Annotated in this window: 15 protein-coding genes; 5 read left to right on the forward strand and 10 right to left on the reverse strand. The window is 69.3% G+C overall.

Going from position 1 to position 15,490, the window contains the following annotated elements; all coding sequences use genetic code 11:
* Positions 1-222 precede the first annotated feature (222 nt).
* The gene (locus VHA82_RS02725; protein ID WP_325540020.1) at positions 223-1,962 is read left to right on the forward strand and encodes a M10 family metallopeptidase; all 1,740 of its coding nucleotides are present in this window, start codon (positions 223-225) and stop codon (positions 1,960-1,962) included.
* On the opposite strand, the gene VHA82_RS02730 is transcribed toward VHA82_RS02725, so the two are convergent.
* Positions 1,959-2,396, reverse strand: a complete 438-nt coding sequence (locus tag VHA82_RS02730; protein ID WP_325540022.1) for a hypothetical protein — start codon at positions 2,394-2,396, stop codon at positions 1,959-1,961. The two genes, VHA82_RS02725 and VHA82_RS02730, sit on opposite strands and share 4 nt — an antisense overlap.
* A gap of 145 nt (positions 2,397-2,541) precedes the next feature.
* Between VHA82_RS02730 and VHA82_RS02735 the strand changes: the two genes are divergently transcribed.
* Positions 2,542-3,939, forward strand: coding sequence for an AmpG family muropeptide MFS transporter (locus tag VHA82_RS02735; protein ID WP_325540023.1), 1,398 nt, complete (start codon positions 2,542-2,544; stop codon positions 3,937-3,939).
* Between the two features lie 83 nt (positions 3,940-4,022).
* Here the strand turns inward: VHA82_RS02735 and VHA82_RS02740 are convergent, their stop codons facing one another.
* Positions 4,023-5,399, reverse strand: coding sequence for a class I adenylate-forming enzyme family protein (locus tag VHA82_RS02740; RefSeq protein ID WP_325540025.1), 1,377 nt, complete (start codon positions 5,397-5,399; stop codon positions 4,023-4,025).
* A 50-nt stretch (positions 5,400-5,449) separates the two neighbouring features.
* Here VHA82_RS02740 and VHA82_RS02745 point away from each other — a divergent pair, with 50 nt between their 5' ends.
* Both VHA82_RS02745 and VHA82_RS02750 read left to right on the forward strand, forming a co-directional pair.
* Positions 5,450-6,199 carry a winged helix-turn-helix domain-containing protein gene (locus VHA82_RS02745; protein ID WP_414708614.1) on the forward strand — a complete coding sequence of 250 codons (750 nt, stop codon included), beginning with the start codon at positions 5,450-5,452 and terminating at the stop codon, positions 6,197-6,199.
* A complete protein-coding gene (locus tag VHA82_RS02750) occupies positions 6,199-7,392 on the forward strand; it encodes a sensor histidine kinase (RefSeq protein ID WP_325540029.1) in 1,194 nt (397 codons plus the stop codon). The genes VHA82_RS02745 and VHA82_RS02750 overlap by 1 nt, the downstream gene beginning before the upstream one ends.
* Positions 7,393-7,626: 234 nt before the next feature.
* Here the strand turns inward: VHA82_RS02750 and VHA82_RS02755 are convergent, their stop codons facing one another.
* Both VHA82_RS02755 and VHA82_RS02760 read right to left on the reverse strand, forming a co-directional pair.
* A complete protein-coding gene (locus VHA82_RS02755) occupies positions 7,627-8,232 on the reverse strand; it encodes a carboxymuconolactone decarboxylase family protein (protein ID WP_325540030.1) in 606 nt (201 codons plus the stop codon).
* The gene (locus tag VHA82_RS02760) at positions 8,222-9,412 is read right to left on the reverse strand and encodes a YbfB/YjiJ family MFS transporter (protein WP_325540031.1); all 1,191 of its coding nucleotides are present in this window, start codon (positions 9,410-9,412) and stop codon (positions 8,222-8,224) included. The genes VHA82_RS02755 and VHA82_RS02760 overlap by 11 nt, the downstream gene beginning before the upstream one ends.
* Before the next feature lie 66 nt (positions 9,413-9,478).
* Between VHA82_RS02760 and VHA82_RS02765 the strand changes: the two genes are divergently transcribed.
* Entirely contained in the window at positions 9,479-10,336 is an 858-nt protein-coding gene (locus VHA82_RS02765; protein ID WP_325540033.1) for a LysR family transcriptional regulator, read from the forward strand.
* On the opposite strand, the gene waaF is transcribed toward VHA82_RS02765, so the two are convergent.
* The 6 genes from waaF to radA form a co-directional block, all read right to left on the reverse strand.
* Positions 10,333-11,361 carry a lipopolysaccharide heptosyltransferase II gene (gene waaF / locus VHA82_RS02770; protein WP_325540035.1) on the reverse strand — a complete coding sequence of 343 codons (1,029 nt, stop codon included), beginning with the start codon at positions 11,359-11,361 and terminating at the stop codon, positions 10,333-10,335. The genes VHA82_RS02765 and waaF overlap by 4 nt on opposite strands.
* Before the next feature lie 173 nt (positions 11,362-11,534).
* A complete protein-coding gene (locus VHA82_RS02775; RefSeq protein WP_325540037.1) occupies positions 11,535-11,759 on the reverse strand; it encodes a zinc-finger domain-containing protein in 225 nt (74 codons plus the stop codon).
* A gap of 3 nt (positions 11,760-11,762) precedes the next feature.
* Positions 11,763-12,698, reverse strand: coding sequence for a branched-chain amino acid transaminase (locus VHA82_RS02780; protein WP_325540039.1), 936 nt, complete (start codon positions 12,696-12,698; stop codon positions 11,763-11,765).
* 39 nt (positions 12,699-12,737) lie between these two features.
* Positions 12,738-13,172, reverse strand: a complete 435-nt coding sequence (locus tag VHA82_RS02785; protein WP_325540041.1) for a glycerate kinase — start codon at positions 13,170-13,172, stop codon at positions 12,738-12,740.
* On the reverse strand, positions 13,169-13,978 hold the full coding sequence (locus tag VHA82_RS02790; protein ID WP_325540043.1) for a metallophosphoesterase family protein: 810 nt from the start codon (positions 13,976-13,978) through the stop codon (positions 13,169-13,171). The genes VHA82_RS02785 and VHA82_RS02790 overlap by 4 nt, the downstream gene beginning before the upstream one ends.
* Positions 13,975-15,351: a DNA repair protein RadA gene (radA, locus tag VHA82_RS02795; RefSeq protein WP_325540045.1), complete on the reverse strand. Its 1,377-nt coding sequence runs from the start codon at positions 15,349-15,351 to the stop codon at positions 13,975-13,977. Before radA ends, VHA82_RS02790 begins: the two co-directional genes overlap by 4 nt.
* Positions 15,352-15,490 lie beyond the last annotated feature (139 nt).

The following is a 15,490-nucleotide window of genomic DNA, read 5'->3' on the forward strand; positions in this document are numbered from 1 at the left end:
CCATCCGACGCCTCGTGCGTACGGATTCTGATGCAAGTGGCCGAAGGAATCCACGCGCGGTCTTTAGGCAGCCTCCCTAAGCCCTTAGGGACGCGCGCTACGCACGCACTCGCTTTCGCCTACGGCAACCGCGTCGATGGCTTACCGGAAAGGGCCGCCGGAAAGTTCTCATACGTCCATGCCTCGCGGACGTTTGCGCGAGGGGATTTTCGAAGGACGCGGATGCAACTCAACCAATCGAAGCAGGGCCTCTTTTCCGACCTCGTGACGGACGGCGGAATCGAAGCGGCCGGCCCCGTGGCCGCGCAACCGGCGCCCGTGACGATGGTGTCCTTCTGCTCCTGCCCCTACTGCATGGGCATCGCGGCCCAAGGCGGCTCGACGCCCACGGGTGCGTACGCGACGACCCCGAACGCGAGCAACTACAGCTACGTGGCACCCGTCAGCGCGCAAGGCGCCTTGGCCGACGTGGTGGCGCCGCTCATGGCCGGCACGAAGTGGGACAGCGTGGACGCCACGACCGCCAGGACCATCATCAGCTACTCGTTCATCGACCCCGCGACCTCGAGCTTCGCTTACGGCGCCAATGCCGGCTTCACCACGAACTGCAGCGCGTTCTCCGAGGCCGACCGCCAGCTCACGCGCGAACTCCTCGGCAAGATCGCCGACGTCTGCAACGTGCAGTTCGTCGAGGTGGCCGACAACGCGGCCGAGTGCGGCGTCCTTCGCTACGGCTACTCGCCGCAGCCCACCGCGATGAACTACGCGGGCTACACGTTCTTCCCCTCGACCTCCCCGATCGGCGGCGATATCTGGATCGGCTCCAACCAGGCGTCCTCCCAGTGGGACTTCTACCGGCCCGACCTCATCCTGCACGAGACGCTGCATGCGCTCGGCCTGAAGCACCCCTTCAGCGGCGACAGCGTGCTCGCCTCGCAGGAGGACATCATCCCCAACACCGTGATGAGCTATTCGCCCGTGGCGGGCGGCACCTCCGGCTCCATGAGCGCCTATCCGGCCGAGCCGATGCCCTACGACGTCTCGGCGCTGCAGGCGCTCTACGGCGCCTCCAGCCAGAACGCAGGCGGCGACTTCTACAACCTCGCGAGCCGCGAGTTCCAGAACGGCTTCCACACCCTCTGGGACGCGGGCGGCCGCGACACGCTCTACGCGGGCGCCCTCACGCACGGCGTGGCGCTCGACCTCGCGGGCGCGAGCGACATCGGCGTGCGCGTCGCGGCCACCGCGCAGGGCGCGAGCGGCACGATCGGCACCACCTACACGAAGACCCTCACGGTCGCCGCGGGCAGCGTGATCGAGGACGCGATCGGCTCCGCCTACGCCGACACGATCCAGGGCGGCGCCGCGGACAACCACCTGACCGGCGGCGGCGGCAACGACCGCCTCGACGGCGGCGCGGGCACCGACACGGCCATGTTCAACGGCACGCGGGATCACTACACGGTCGCCCATGCCGCCGACGGCTCGATCACCGTGAGCGACCTCAGCGGCGCCGAAGGCACGGATTCGCTCGTGAACATGGAGCGCGTGCAGTTCGCCGACGGCGCCCTCGCCTACGACATGGATGGCCATGCCGGCGAAGCGGCGGACCTCGCGACGCTCGTCTTCGGCGCCCAGTACGTGACGAGCCCCGGCCTCATGGGTGTGGTGATCGGCCTGCTCGACAACGGCCAGGCCTTCCCGGACGTGATGCAGCTGGCCCTTCAGTGCGCGCTCGGCGGCCATGCGAGCAATTCGGACATCGTCCAGCTCATCTACACGCACCTCACGGGCCACGCCGGCTCGGCTGCCCTGCTGCAGCCCATCGTCGCCCAGCTCGACTGCGGCGCCCTCACCGCCGGCGGCCTGGGCGTGCTCGCAGCCGAGCACCCGGCCAACGAGGTGCACATCGACTTCGTCGGCCTCGCGGCCAACGGCCTCGAGTACACGCCGATCGGCTAAACGGCGTAGCCCTTCAGCACGCTGTAGACATCCCGGTCGAACTGGATCATGTAGCCGGCGACCGTGCCGCCGATCAGCACCAGCGCGTCCATCTTGATGATGTGCGCCCCCGTGGGCGCCACGAGCGGACTCACCGCGTCGACGGCTTCTTCCGAGTGGGCCTGCGAGGGAATCGGCTCCTCGGTCATGATGACGACGATGCGCCCGTCGGCGCTGCCGGCCACGCGCACGATCAGCTTGCCCGCGCGCACCTTCAGGTTCGGCCCCGAAGTGGAACAGTTCTGCGTGAGCGCGAAGGGCGAGCTGCAGCTCATCGTGACGGCGTTGATCGTGCCGACCTTCTGGCCGCGGTAGGTGGCCGAAGTGGGAATGGTGGCGCAACCCGCGATGGCCAAGGCCGCGGCCGCGCAAAGAATTCGACTCGTCGCTGTCATTGCCTGCTCTCCTCGATGTGGGCGCCATGCTGCGCCATTTCATTCTGCCTGTCATCCCCCGACGGCAGGAGCGTGAGGTAGTTTGGCACGAACCGATGCAGTGGCGGGGTTCGGCGGCCGACTGCGCGAATAATGCCAGGCAGACATGACCACCGATTCACGAACCCATCCGTCCCGCGGCGCCGGGGACTCATCGGCCGAACCCCGGCCGCGCGCGAAGCGCTCCGCGCTCGACGTGCTGCGCGGCCTTCGCCAGCCCAAGGTGGGCGTGATGCTCGCGCTCGGCTTCTCCTCGGGCCTGCCGTTTCTCCTCACCGCCAACACGTTCGGCTACTGGCTGCGCGACGAGGGCACGAGCCTCGTGGCGATCGGCTTCATCTCGTGGGTGGGTTTCGCCTACGCCTTCAAGGTGTACTGGTCGCCGCTCGTGGACCGCGTCGACGTGCCGCTGCTCGGACGCCTCGGACGCCGCCGCGGCTGGATGCTCGCGTGCCAGTTGCTGGTGGCGATCGGGCTCATCGGGATGGCCGCGCTCGGCGTCGCCGGTGGGCTGGCCGCGATCGGCGCTTTCGCGCTCCTCACCGCCTTCGCATCGGCCACGCAGGACATCGCGATCGATGCGTGGCGCATCGAAGCCGCTTCCGATCCGCACGAGGTGGGCCTGCTCACGTCGGCCGCGCAGCTCGGCTATCGCATCGCCATGCTCATCACCGATGCGGCCATCATCGCGGCGGCCGCCCGGATCGGCTGGCCGCTGTCGTACGTCGCGATGGCGGTGCTGATGGGCGTGGGCGTTGCGGCCACGCTCTTCGCGCATGAGCCCGAACGCGCCGACGTCGTGCTGCACGGCAAGCCGCCGCTATGGTCGCTGCGCGGCATCGCGGACGCGGTGGTGGGGCCGTTCGTCGATTTCTTCCGCAAGCACCAGGCGGCGGGACTTCTGATCCTCTTGATGGTGGCGCTCTACCGGCTGCCCGACTTCGTCATGGGACCGATGTACAACCCTTACTACCACGACCTCGGCATCAGCAAGGACATGGTCGCGCTCGTACGCGGCTCGTTCGGGCTCGTCGCCACCTTCGTGGGCCTCGCCTTCGCCGGCCTGAGCGCGGTGCGCATCGGCCTCATGCCCACGATGATCGCGGGCCTCGTGCTGGAGGCGTTCGGCACGGGTGCGTTCGCGCTGCTCGCGCTGCACCCCGGCGATGCGATGTTCGCCTGCGTGATGTCGCTCGACTCGTTCGCGCAGGCCTTCGCCGGCGTCGCGCTGGTCACCTACATGTCGAGCCTCACGAGCCTCGGCTACACGGCGACGCAGTACGCGATGCTCTCGTCCACCTATGCGCTGCTCGGCAAGTTCCTGAAGGGTTTTTCGGGCGCGGGCGTGGATGCGCTCACGCCAGCCTATGGCCTCCTGGGCGCTTACGCGACGATGTTCGTCGCGACGGCGCTCACAGCGATTGCGCCGCTGCTGCTGATCGCGGTGCTCTGGCGCATGCACGGGCGCACGGGTCAAGCGGGCCACGATGGGCGCTCGGCGTAGCCCCAGGTCAGCCCGCCGAACCGGACGATGACCGCGCAGGCCAGCCGGGAAAACGATTCCAGGACGGGGAGGATCGGCGAATATCACTCCTGAATGGGAATCAGGCCCTTCAGGCGCGACCGCTGCACCTTCCCGAGCGCCGTCTTCGGCAGCGTCTCGACAAAGACCCACCGCTGCGGCAGCTTGAATTTCGCGATGCGCGAGGCGAGATATTCGCGCAGTTCGGCTTCGTGCGCATCCGACTTGCGAACCACCGCGACCGCCACCGCCTCGCCCCACCGCGCATCGGCCACGCCGAAGGCCGCGCATTCCGCGACGCCGGGGTGTTCGGCGAGCACGGCTTCGATCTCCGCCGGATGGATGTTCTCGCCGCCGGAGATGATCAACTCCTTGGCGCGGCCCACGATGGTGTAGCTGCCGTCGGCCGCCACGGTCGCGAGATCGCCCGTGTGAAACCAGCCCTCGGCGTCGCACGCGGCGGTGTCGGGCCAGTAGCGGCGCACGACGTTCGGGCCGCGCAGCCACACTTCGCCTTCGACGAGTTTCGCCTCGATGCCCGGCGCGGGCCAACCGCACGAGCCGACGTGCGTCATCGCGCGGTCTTCGCGCAGCGCGATGGAGAACGGTCCGGTCTCCGTTGCGCCGTACAAGTTGCACACCGGCACGCCGCGCGCATGGAATGCCTCGATGAGCGAGGCCGGGATGATCGAAGAGCCCGCCCACACGGCCCGCAGGGACGACAGGTCGGTCCCGGCCCACGCGGGGTGCTCGACGATCGCCTTCATCGTCGCGGGCACGAGCAGCGTGAGCGTCGGCCGGTCGCGCGCGATGGCCGCGAGCGTTGCGCCCGGATCGAACCGCGGATGCAGCACCAGCTTCGCACCCGCGTAGAGCGCGGGCAGCGTCTGGATGCACAGCCCTCCCACGTGAAAGAGAGGCAGCACCGTGAGCACGACGTCGCTGCTCGAGATGCCCTGCGCGTTCGCGGCGATGCGCATGTTGGCGAGCAGGTTGCCTTGCGTGTGCACCGCGGCCTTCGGGCCACCCGTCGTGCCCGAGGTGTAGACCAGCAGCACGGGCGCGTCATCGCGCGCATGCAGCGGCGCGTTCGCGAAGGGGTCGCCGCCGTCGACCGCATCGGCCGAGTGCGCTTGCAGGCCGGCACGCTCGGCCAGCGCACGCGCGGCATCCGCCCAGGACGCATCGTGGACGATGTGCCGCGGTGCGCACTGCGCGACAGCGCGATCCCACTCCGCCGGCGCGAGCCGGAAATTGAGCGGCAGCAGCATCGCGCCGAGGCGCGCCACCGCCGCGAGCAGCACCAGCAAGGCCGGATGATTGCCGCCGAGCCACGCGACGGTCTCGCCGCTGCGCACGCCCCATTCGTGCCACAGCCGTGCCGCCGCACGGGCGCCGTCGCGCGTGCCGTCCGCTTCGATCACCTCGTGCAGCAATTTCATTTACCTAACTTTACCGGGGGTTCAATGATCGAACGCCGCGCGCGCCCACCATGCCATGCATGCCGCAAGACAGTACCATGGAGCGCATGCAGCAGCTCCTGATGATCGAGGACGACGCGCGCCTCGCGCAGATGGTGGGCGAGTATCTGGAGCGCTCCGGCTTCGCCGTGACGCATGCCCTGGACGCCAAGGCCGGGCTCGCCGTGCTGCAGGAGCCCCCTCACAGCGCCGTGCCGGAACTCCTGATCCTCGACCTGATGCTGCCCGACATCGACGGGCTCGAAGTGTGCCGCCGCGTGCGCGCCATGCCGGGGGAGATGGGCAAGGTGCCGATCCTCATGCTCACCGCCAAGGGCGACCCGATGGATCGCATCGTGGGGCTCGAAATCGGCGCCGACGACTACCTGCCCAAGCCCTTCGAGCCGCGCGAGCTGCTCGCGCGCGTGCGCGCGATCCTGCGTCGACGCACCGAAGGCGCACCGCCCGCGCCCAAGTCGATGAAGTTCGGCTCGCTCGAGATCGATCGCGACGCGCGCACGGTGACGGTCGCGGGCAGGCCGTGCGAGCTCACGTCCTACCAGTTCGACCTTCTGGTCGTGCTTGCCGAACGCGCGGGCCGCGTGCTCACGCGCGACCAGATCATGGAGGCCGTCCGCGGCCGCGAGCTGGAGGCCTTCGACCGCTCGATCGACGTGCACATGGGACGCATCCGCGCCGCGATCGAGTCCGATCCGAAGAACCCGAAGCGCATCCTCACCGTGCGCGGCGTGGGCTACGTCTTCGCCAAGCAGCAAGACTGATGCAGTCCTGGCGCGAGCACTGGCGCTTTCCGCTCTATCTGCGCATCTGGCTCGCGGTCGTCGCGGCCGTCGCGGTGCTCACGGTGTTCTTCGGCTGGCTCTGGCAGGCCAACCGCGATCAGACGCCGCCGCGCCAGGTGATCATCCGCAACGATGCGGGCGACGTCATCGGCCAGAGCATGGTGGTGCCTACGCGCATCCCGGGTCAGGGGATCGAGTTCGACGTGCAGCTGAACGACGGCAAGACCGTGACGGTGCAGTTCCCGCCGCGTCCGCGCCGCGCGGGAGAAGGCCCGCCCGGCCCCGGGCCGTTTCCGCGCGGGCCCGCGGGCTTGCTGTGGCTGCTGGGCGTGGTCGCGCTCGCGGTGATCGTGGGGAGCTACCCGATCGTGCGCCGCCTCACGCAGCGCCTGGAGATACTGCGCGGCGGCGTGGAGCGCTGGGGAGAAGGCGACCTGAGCGCCCGCGTCGACGACGACGGCCACGACGAGGTCGCGTTTCTCGCGCAGCGGTTCAACCACGCGGCCGAACGCGTGGAGACTCTCATCAAGACGCACAAATCGCTGCTCGCGAATGCGTCGCACGAGCTGCGCTCGCCGCTCGCGCGCATCCGCATGGGGCTCGAGCTCATGACACCCGAGCCCGCCGCCGCGGCGCGTGACGAAATCCTGCGCAACCTCGCCGAGCTCGATCAGCTCATCGACGAGATCCTGCTCGCGAGCCGGCTCGATGCGCGTGCGACCGACATCGGCACCTTCGAGCAGGTGGACCTCACGGGACTCCTCGCCGAGGAATGCGCGCGCAGCGGCGCGGAGCTCGATACGGTGGCGCAAGGCGCCAGTGTCGTCGTGCCCGGCGTCGCGAGGCTGCTGCGCCGCGCGGTGCGCAACCTCCTGGACAACGCAAGGCGCTACAGCCACGGCGGCCCGGTCACGGTGCAGGTCCTGCGCGAAGGCGGCGATGCGCTGGTGCGCGTGTGCGACCGCGGGCCCGGCGTGCCGCGCGAAGAGCGCGAACGGATCTTCGAGCCGTTCTACCGGCTCGCGGGCGCAAGCGAACGTGAAGGCGGCGTCGGCCTCGGGCTCGCGCTCGTGCGATCGATCGCGTTGCGCCATCGCGGCTCGGTGCATTGCGAAGACCAGGCGGGCGGCGGTGCCTGCTTCGTGCTGCGGCTTCCGTGTCACCAAATGTAATGCCCGCGGAAGGACCGGCGAAGGTCGCGTCAACCGTGCAAAAAGTCACCGACATCTTCCCGACGAGGGGGTGTCCTCATCAGATCGGAGGATGCAATTTCTCGCCGGGGACGCTAGAGTTGCATCCAAGAGCTGTCACACCGCGCTCCCGTCCCTGCGGCTCAGGATTCAAGTCTCCCAACGACGTCCTTCCAAGGACTTTATGCAGCCACCGCGAGGTGGCTGCTTTTTTGGTCATTGCGGAAACGCGTCCAATGGCTTCACTGCCGCGTCGGCCCGAGCCGGCGTGCGCGCCACGTTCAGCACCCAGTTCACCATCGTGAAGTAGCCGACGAGCGCCGTGAGTTCCACGACGCCCTGCTCGCCGAACCGCGCGAGCGCGGCCTGGTAGGTGGCATCGCTGCACCCGTTCGTGCGCAGCAGCTCCTGCGCGAAGTCGAGCGCGCATTCCTCGTCGGCCGCGAGCGCGCGCACGCGCGCGCCCGTGCGAAGCGCCTCGATGGCTTCGCCGCTCACGCCTTCCTTGCGCGCGAGCGATGCGTGCATCGTCCATTCGAACTGATTGCCGGCATGACGCGCGGCGGCGCAGATCACGAGTTCGCGCACCCGCGCGTCGAGCGGGCTCCCGAAGCGCAGGTATTCGCCGAGCTTCGCCACGCGATCGAGCAGCTCGGGGCTGCGCAGCAGCGCGACGAAGGGGCCGAACACCCCCTTGCGCGGACCGTCGATCAGCGCGCGCGCGGCGCTCAGCTGCGCCGCGCTCATCGTGTCGAGCGGCGCGAGCGGCAAGCGCTCGCGTCGATGCGCGGCAAAGCCTTGCGGCGTGGACTCATCGGGCATGGGACATCTCCTTCGTCGAATGCGAGGCCGCCTCGCGCTGCAGCCACCAGGCGCTTGCGAAGAGCACGCCGGCGGCCGCCTGCAACGCAAGCTCGAGGCCCCGCTCGCGCAGCGCTGGAATGTGCAGCAGCAGCGCCGAGGCGACGGGCCCCGCGATCTGACCCCAGGCGAACGCGGCGGTCATGCGGCCGACGGCGGCGGTGGGCGCGTCGGGCACGCGCGCACGGATTTCCTGCACGCCGGCCAGGGTGATGATCATGAAAGTGCCGCCCACGAGAAGCGCGGAGAGTGCGATGCTCGCCGCGCCGGGCCACAGGCTCGGCAGCAGCGCGCCGACACCCATCGCCCACTGGCAGCGCGACCACACGGCCAGGCGCGACGCGCGCCGCATCCAGGACGGCGCGACAACGGCCGAAAGCGCCGCGGTTGCGCCGAACACGGGCCAGGCGAGGCCGAACCAGAGAGGATCGTCGATCACGTTGCGCGCGAGCACGGGCAGGAACGTGGCGGGCAGGATGTAGCCGAAGCCCATGGCGCCGTAGCACCACACGAGCCCTGCCGGAGCCCGTGGCGGCGCGCCGGCAACGTCCTTCGGCCGCGGCGCGGGCGCGGGCGAATCGATCCGCGTGGCGATCGTGACAACCGGCAGCATCAGCACCGCCGCGAGCACGGCGAGTTGCACCCAGAGCGACGCGGCCGCGACCCGCAACGCACCGGCCGCCCAGCAGTACAGGCCCGCGAGTGCGATGCCCGCGCCGACACCGGCATACACGAAGCCGCCGCGATGATGCTCGCCGCGCGCGGCGAGCGCGCCGAGGCACCACACGGCCGTCGCGACGAAGACCCAGGCCGAGGCCACGCCCGCGAAGAAGCGCCAGAGCATCCACGGCACGAAGCCGGGCCATGCCATCAGCGCCGTGAGCACGGCCGTCGCGACCAGCGCGACGATGCCCAGCCGGGGCGCGCCGAGCGGCACGCGCGCGGCGGTCAGCGCGCCCGCCAGATAGCCCGCATAGTTCGCCGCGGCGATCCAGCCGCCGACCGCGACGTCGAGCTGCCCTTCGCGGATCATGAGCGGCAGCATCGGCGTGAAGGAAAAGCGCCCGATGCCCATCGCCACCGCGAGCGACAGCAGCCCCGCCGCGGCGAGAGCGAAGGCAGAGGGTCGTTCGGTTGCCATCGCCTTCGATTGAATCGAGAATTGGCCGCGAGATCAAATGAATAATTCTGCAGGACCGTTCTCGATATGAGAAGCATCGACCTCGAGTCGCTGGAAATCTTTCGCACCGTCGCGCTGGAAGGCGGCGTGATCCGCGCCGCGCGGAAGCTGAATCGCGTGCAGTCGAACGTGACCACGCGCGTGAAGCAGCTCGAACAGCGGCTCGGCCGGCCGCTTTTCCGGCGGCAGGGGCGCGCGCTCGTGCTCTCGCCCGAAGGCGAACGCCTGCTCGGCTATGCGCAGCGCCTCTTCCGCCTCGCCGACGAGGCGGAAAACGACCTGAAGCGCGGCGAACCTCTCGGGGTGTTTCGCATCGGCTCGCTCGAGAGCACGGCGGGCAGCCGGCTCGCGCCGATCCTCTCGCGCTTTCACCGGCAGTATCCGAACGTGGTGGTCGAGCTCACGACCGGCACGACCGGGGCTCTCGTGCGGCGCGTGGCGAACTTCGAGATCGAGGCGGCGTTCGTCTCCGAACCGTTCACGGCACCCGGGCTCGCGTCGCGCAAGGCGTTCGCAGAAGAGCTGGTGCTGATCACGGCGAAGGGCGCGCCAGGCATCGCGCGAGCCGCGGACCTCGCGGGGTTGACGCTCATCGCCTTCGCGGACGGATGCTCGTATCGCAAGCGGCTGCAGGACTGGCTGGGCGCTTCGGCCATCATGCCGGCGCGCACGCTGGAATTCGCGAGCTATCAGGCGATGATCGCGTGCGTCGCGGCGGGCACGGGCTTCGCGCTGGTGCCGAAGTCGCTGCTTCTCGCGATGAAGTCGGCGCACGACGTCCAGCAGCACGAGGTGCCCGCGAAGGTTCGCCGCAACCGCACGCATCTGGTGTGGAGCGGCGAGCCGTCGACGTCGCTGGGCAAGCTGATCGAGCTCATCGGCTAAGCGAGCAGGCTGCGCACGCGCTGCGGGGCGATGTCGTTCAGGCAGCGCAGGTGCCCCAGTGGGCACTCGCGCTGGAAGCAGGGCGAACAATCCAGCGAGGGCACATATGCGGGGTCCTGCTTCAGCCACACGACTCGCGCGTTGTCGTTCAAGGGCGGCGTATGCAGCGGGCTCGACGAGCCGAACAGCGCCACCTGCGCCACGCCGAAGGCGGCCGCCACGTGCATGAGCCCGGAGTCGTTGCTGATCACGGCGCGCGATCCGGCAATGAGCGCGAAGGCGTCCGCGAGCGACGTCTTGCCGGCCAGGTTCACGCACTTGTCCGGCGCGTGCGCGCCGATCTCGTCGCCAAGAGGCGCTTCCTTGCCGGAGCCGAGCACGACCACGCCGGCATCGAGCAGCAACGCGAGCTGTCCGTAGTGCGCGGGCGGCCAGCGCTTGGCCGGGCCGTACTCCGCGCCGGGTGCGAACACGTAGTAGTCCTGCCGGGCAAGGCCTTGCGCCCGTAGCACGTTGTCGACCTGCGCGTCGGGGATTCGCAGGCGCGGCCGGTCCTGCTCGATCCCCGGCTCGCCCGCGAGCGCCGAATAGAAGGCCACCATCGGCGGCTTGTCCTTCGGGTTGCGAAGGCGATGCGTGAGCAGGCCCACGCGCGCCTCGCCGAGGTAGCCGATGCGCTTCGGGATCTCCGCGAGGAACGGCAGCAGAGCGCTTTTCAGCGAGTTCGGCAGCACGTATGCGGTGTCGAAGCGCCCTTCGAGTTGCCGGCCGAGCGAGCGGCGCGCCTTCCATTGCAGGCCGCCGTGCTGGAAGGGAAATTCGATGACCTCGCGCACCTGCGGCATGGCGCGGTAGACCGGCGCGACCCAGGGCAAGGCACCCACCGTGAGCTGCTCGCCGCGTCCAGCGAGGCGGCGCAGGAGCGGCTCGGTCATCACGGCGTCTCCGATCCACTGCGGCGCGATGACGAGCGAGCGGCTCGCGCCGGCGTCAAGCCAGCGGGGGCGGGTATCCGGGGAGCTCATGGACGCCCTGGATCCCCGCCTGCGCGGGGATGACGGACTTTGGCGCGGGGACGACGGACTTTGGCGCGGGGACGACGGAGCATGGCGCGGCTGCGACGGAGCACTGCGCGGGGTGACGGAGCATGGCGCGGGCATGACGAGGCGCGGCGTTGCCGCGCGCGCGCAAGCACCCGTCAGTGGTGGCCGCCGAAATGCTCGCCTTCCTTCAGCTTGTACACGGTGCCGCAGTACGCGCACTTCGCGCTGCCCGTGCGCGCCACATCCAGAAAGATGCGCGGATGCGTGTTCCAGAGCTTCATGCCCGCCTTCGGGCTCGGACAGAACACGCCGCCGTTCGCGTTGAGGTCCTTCGCGGTGAGTTCCACCACGGCTTCGGGTTTCTTCGCTGCGGCTTCCATCGCTCAGACCTTGGTGAGCCAGTGCGCATACTTCGGATTGCGCCCGTTCACGATTTCGAAGAAGGCCGACTGGATCTTCTCGGTGAGCGGGCCGCGCTGGCCCGCGCCGATCTGCACGCGGTCGAGCTCGCGGATCGGCGTCACCTCGGCGGCGGTGCCGGTGAAGAATGCCTCGTCGGCGATGTAGATCTCGTCGCGCGTGATGCGCTTTTGCACGATTTCCGTCCCGAGGTCGCGCGCGATGTGGAACACCGTGTTGCGCGTGATGCCGTTCAGCGCGCCCGCGGAAAGATCGGGCGTGTAGATCGTGCCGTCCTTCACGACGAAGATGTTCTCGCCCGCGCCTTCGGAAACGAAGCCCGAGCTGTCCAGCAGCAGCGCCTCGTCGTAGCCGTCATCCAGCGCCTCCATGTTGGCGAGGATCGAATTCGAATAATTCGACACGGCCTTGGCCTGCGTCATCGTGATGTTGACGTGATGGCGCGTGTAGCTGGACGTCTTCACGCGGATGCCGCGCTGCATCCCCTCTTCTCCGAGGTAGGCGCCCCACGCCCAGGCGGCGATCATCACGTGGATGCGGTTGCCCTTGGGGCTCACGCCGAGCTTTTGCGAACCGATCCACGTGAGCGGGCGGATGTAGCAGGAGTCGAGCTTGTTCGCGCGCACCACCTGCCTTTGCGCCTCGCTCACCTGCTCCTTCGAGAAGGGCAGCTGCATGCGCAGGATCTTCGCGCTGTTGAAGAGACGGTCGGTGTGTTCCTGAAGGCGGAAGATCGCAGTCCCGTTCACGGTGTTGTACGCCCGCACGCCCTCGAAGGCGCCGCAGCCGTAGTGCAGCGTGTGGGTGAGCACGTGAATCTTCGCGTCGCGCCAGTCGACCAGCTCGCCGTCCATCCAGATCTTGCCGTCGCGCTCGGCCATCGAAGGTACTGCGCTCATGGGGGGTCCTTTGAAATTTCGCCTGTCGGACCGGCGATTTTACCGTTCGGCCGCCGAGCGCTCGACAGCCGCGCCTTCTGCGCCCTCGCCCGGGCGCAGCAGTTGCCAGCGCACCAGCCTGCCTTCGCGGAACTCGCAGGTGACGCTCGAGGCGCCCGCGTCCGTCCAGCGAAAGACTTCCGGCTCTTCGTCCTTCGGCGAAAGCGCTTCGCCGAGCGCGCGCGTGAGTGCGATCACGTGCAGCAGATTCACGCCGGGCTGGAGCTTCGCGTTGAGCATCACGGCGCTGTCGCAAAAGCCGACGGGCCGTTTCGATGCGCGCTGCAGTACCTTCACGAGCCGGTTGAAGTGCAGCAGCATCCACATCACGATGCCCCCCGCGGCGAGCGCCACGCCGCCCCAGCCCCAGCCCGCCCAGCCCGCGGCGACAAGCGCCAGTCCAGCCAGCGCCGTGCCGATCGTCCTCGCATTCATGTCCGCATCGCCGATGCCCAGGCGGGGTTGCGCCCCGTCGTCAGCGCGTAGGCCCATTCGCGGCGGCCGCGCGAAGCCGCCATGACCGAAGCCGCCGCCCAGTCGTACGCGACCGCGATCAGCCGCGCCTGCCAGGCCCCCGCGCGCTGCTCGATGATGGCGTAGCGCGCATGCGGGCTGCCGGTCTCCACCTGATGGTAGTGCGGCGCGCCGTCGAAGTACGCCTGCACCCCGACGCTGCCGGGGTTGACGATGAGCGTGGTGCCGCTCACCACCACGCGCGGCACGTGCGAGTGGCCGCAGAGCGCGAGCTTCGCGCGCGCGGTGTCCGGGCCACCCGAGCGCAGCCGGTTGCGCACCTCGTTGCCGGTCGCCGCGCGGATGCCGTACGAGCCGTGCTGTCCGAAATCCGGCATCACCTCCTCCAGCCAGTAGTGCGCATCGCTCACGGGCGTGCCGTGCACGAGCAGCACGTCCTCCCCGAGCCAGACGGTGGGCGGCAGCGACCGCAGCCAGTGCGCGTGGCGGGTTTCGATCTGCGTGGCGGCATAGCCGTCGCTCGTCGAAGGGTCGGCGTTCTCCGGCCCCGCGTCCCACGCCTGGAGCAGTTGCCTCTCGTGATTGCCCGCGATCGTGATCCAGTCGCGCGCCATCAGGTAGTCCGCGGTTTGCGCGGGCTGCAGCGGCCCGCTCAGGATGTCGCCCAGGTTCAGCACGTGATCGACGCCCTCGCTGCGGATGTCCTCCACCACCGCCTGCAGCGCCAGCAGATTGCCGTGGATGTCGGAGACGACGGCAAGCTTCATTGCAGGCCTCGCACGACTTCCAGCGCCTCTTCGATGCGCTCCACGGGGTGAATGGCGAGGCCCTCGAATTCGCGCACGGCCGCCTTCGGCGCATTCGCCTTGGGCACCACCGCGATCGAAAAGCCGAGCTTGGCCGCTTCACGCAGGCGCTCCTGCCCGCGCGGGGCGGGGCGCACCTCGCCCGCGAGCCCCACCTCGCCGAACGCGATGAAGCCCCCCGGCAACGCCCGGGCGCGCAACGACGACGTGATCGCGAGCATCACCGCGAGGTCGGCCGCCGGCTCGCTGATGCGCACGCCGCCCACGGCATTCACGAACACGTCCTGGTCCATGCAGGCGACGCCGGCGTGGCGATGCAGCACGGCGAGCAGCATCGCGAGCCGGTCGCGGTCGAGCCCGACGGAAAGCCGCCGCGGGCTCGGCCCGCCCGCATCGACGAGCGCCTGAATCTCCACGAGCATCGGCCGCGTGCCTTCGAGCGTCACGAGCACGCACGAGCCCGGCACGGGTTCGCTGTGCTGCGACAGGAAGATCGCGCTCGGGTTGGCGACGCCCTTCAGGCCTCGTTCCGTCATCGCGAAGACGCCGATCTCGTTCACCGCGCCGAAGCGGTTCTTGATGGCGCGCACGAGGCGAAAGCTCGAATGCGTGTCGCCTTCGAAGTAAAGCACCGTATCGACCATGTGCTCCAGCACGCGCGGGCCGGCGAGCGCGCCTTCCTTCGTCACGTGGCCCACGAGCACGATGCTCGTGCCGCCCGCCTTCGCGGCGCGCGTGAGGTGCGCGGCGCATTCGCGCACCTGCGCCACGGAGCCGGGGGCGGAGGTGAGCTCGGCGGAGTAGACCGTCTGAATGGAGTCGATCACGGCGACGGCCGGCTGCTGCGCGGCGATCGTGGCCTGAATCTTTTCCAGCTGGATTTCGGCGAGCACCTTCACGCGCGAATTGTCGAGCCCGAGACGGCGCGAGCGCAGCGCCACCTGCGCGCCGCTCTCCTCGCCCGTCACATAGAGGCCGGCAACGCCGGCGCGCTCCAGCCCGTCGAGCGCCTGCAGCAAGAGAGTGGACTTGCCGATCCCCGGGTCGCCGCCGATCAGCACGACACCGCCTTCGACGATGCCGCCGCCCAGCACACGGTCGAGCTCGCCGATGCCGGTGGGCTGGCGCGCGATCTCGGTGGCTTCGATGTCGGCAAGCACCGCGACTTCCGACGCGGGCGCGAGAGAGGCGAAGCGGTGCCGCTGGCCCGCGGGCTGCTCGGCCACGGTTTCGATCAAGGAATTCCAGGCGCCGCAGGAAGGGCACTTGCCCTGCCACTTGGGCGTTGCGCCGCCGCATTCGGTGCAGCTGTAGATCGTCTTGTCCCTGGCCATCCCTGTAGTGTAGGACGGGGTCACGGGCGGGCACACCGCCGGGGCGCATCAAGGGCACCGGAAAGCGGTGAGGCGCCCTACGGTCAGGCGCCCCACTGGCGCGGTCGCCCCAATTCATTTAACATGTTAATTATTCGCG

The organism is Ramlibacter sp. (assembly GCF_035548915.1).
Lineage (GTDB): Bacteria > Pseudomonadota > Gammaproteobacteria > Burkholderiales > Burkholderiaceae_C > Ramlibacter.